We start from the raw sequence: 2,075 nt of genomic DNA, 5'->3' as shown, positions 1-2,075 counted from the left end.
CCCTACACAGCGGAATCAAACAGCGACAGCTGCTCCGGCATGGGGGCGGCCAGGGCGGGGGCTTCCAGGGAAACCAGGTGGCGGAGCAGGCCGTCCTCGCTGACCCGCAGGCCCCGCATCATCCGCCCGGAGCAGGTGAGAAAATACTGCGCCCGCTTGAGGACCACCCCCAGCCGTTTCAGGCCCTCGAAATTCAGCGGCCCCACCCGCCTTGCCCGCAGGATGCGTTTGGCCGACCGCACCCCCAGGCCGGGCACCCGGAGCAGGGCTTCATAGTCCGCCCGGTTCACCTCCACCGGGAAAAACTCCAGGTGGCGCAGGGCCCAGCAGCATTTGGGGTCCATCCGGGGGTCCAGGTCGGGCTGGGACTCGTCCAGGATCTCCTCTGCCCGGAAGTGGTAGTACCGCAGCAGCCAGTCGGCCTGGTAGAGCCGGTGCTCCCGGAGGAGCGGTGGCTTAAAGTCCGCCGCCACCGGGAGCAGGGGGCTGGAGGACACGGGCATATAGGCGGAATAGAACACCCTTTTCAGCTGGTAGCGGTCGTAAAGGGCCTGGGTCAGGGTGAGGATATGCCGGTCGTTCTCCGGGGTGGCCCCCACGATCATCTGGGTGGACTGCCCCGCCGGGGCGAACCGGGGGGCGTGGCGGTACACCTCCACCTCCTTTTTGGAGACGGCGATGCCCTCGCTGATCTGCCGCATGGGGGTGAGGATGGATTCCTTCTTCTTGTCCGGGGCCAGCAGGGCCAGGCTCGGGGAGGAGGGCAGCTCAATATTCACGCTCAGCCGGTCGGCCAGCAGGCCCAGCCTCCGGGTGAGGAGGGGGTCCGCCCCCGGGATGGCCTTGGCGTGGATATAGCCCCCGAAGCGGTGCTGCTCCCGGAGGATGCGCAGGGTGCGGATCATCAGCTCAGTGGTGTAGTCCGGGCTCTGGACCACCGCCGAGGACAGAAACAGCCCCTCGATATAGTTGCGTCGGTAAAAGCCTATGGTCAGCTCACACAGCTCCTCCGGGGTGAAGGCCGCCCGGGGCACGTCGTTGGAGCGGCGGTTCACACAGTACTGGCAGTCGTAGACGCAGAAGTTGGTTTGCAGCACCTTCAGCAGGGTGACGCACCGTCCATCCGCCGAGAAGGAGTGGCAGCAGCCCGCCAGCATGGTGCTGCCAATGGCCCCCGGCCGGCCGGAGCGGTCCAGCCCGCTGGAGGTGCACGCGGCGTCATATTTGGCGGCGTCGGCCAAGATGTTCAGCTTGTCCAGCAGCTCCATGGAGAGCCCCCCTTGCGAAAATACGTTCTATAGAACAGTAGTACTATCATTATAGCGCAAAAAATCCCCCTGTCAAGGGAAATTTTTCGGAGAAAAGGAAAATTTTGCATACCAGCCCCAGCTTGTCGAAAAATAACCAGGCTCCCTCCTTGAGGGAGCTGTCACCGCCGCGGGCGGTGGCTGAGGGAGCAAAATTAGGATTTTATACAGCTTTTCCCGCCAAAACTCCCCCCGTCACGGCTTCGCCGCGCCACCCCCCTCCAAGGGGGGGCTTTTCGGACGTGCAAGGCAAGCGCTCCACCCCTGCCCCAATTTGTCGGGCTCCCTGAATTTTTGGGGCAAACGCAGGGAATTATGGACTTGTCCCCGGTCCGCTCCATGTGGTATAATGTGGGGCATAAGAGGGGCGGGGTTCCGTGGAAGGCTTCCCGATGTCAGCATCAGAAGCCCCCGCGCCGCCAGCCCCGCTTGTGTTTATGACTGCAAAGGAGAATCAGATTTTCAATGGAGAAACGAGAGACATTTTCCTCCCGCCTGGGCTTTGTGCTCATCTCGGCGGGCTGCGCCATCGGGCTGGGCAACGTGTGGCGCTTCCCCTACATCACGGGGAAATACGGCGGGGCGGCTTTTGTGCTGCTGTACCTGCTGTTTCTGGTCATTCTGGGCCTGCCCGTCATGGTGATGGAGCTGGCGGTGGGCCGGGCCAGCCAGCGGAGCATCGCTCTGTCCTTCCAGCGGCTGGAGCCCAAGGGCAGCAAATGGCACTGGTACAGTTATGTGGGCTTTGCCGGCAACTACCTGCTGATG

General features: G+C 63.2%; 1 protein-coding gene and 1 pseudogene. One reads left to right on the top strand and one right to left on the bottom strand.

The genetic code is table 11. The features are described 5' to 3' along the window. Window positions 1-2: 2 nt before the first annotated feature. A complete protein-coding gene (locus ACTO5E_RS10875; RefSeq protein ID WP_482303579.1) occupies window positions 3-1,268 on the bottom strand; it encodes a putative DNA modification/repair radical SAM protein in 1,266 nt (421 codons plus the stop codon). A gap of 504 nt (window positions 1,269-1,772) precedes the next feature. On the opposite strand from ACTO5E_RS10875, the pseudogene ACTO5E_RS10870 reads away from it, so the two are divergent. Continuing rightward, a pseudogene (locus tag ACTO5E_RS10870) lies at window positions 1,773-2,075 on the top strand (sodium-dependent transporter); the annotation flags it as partial.

Source organism: Acutalibacter sp. (assembly GCF_056800975.1).
The sequence above is the reverse complement of the archived record's forward strand: the minus strand, read 5'-3'. Positions and strand labels throughout refer to the sequence as shown.

Excerpts from the sequence above, each read along its gene's own strand:
- ACTO5E_RS10875 (WP_482303579.1), bottom strand. The coding sequence starts at position 1,268 with ATGGAGCTGCTGGACAAGCTGAACATCTTGGCCGACGCCGCCAAATAT.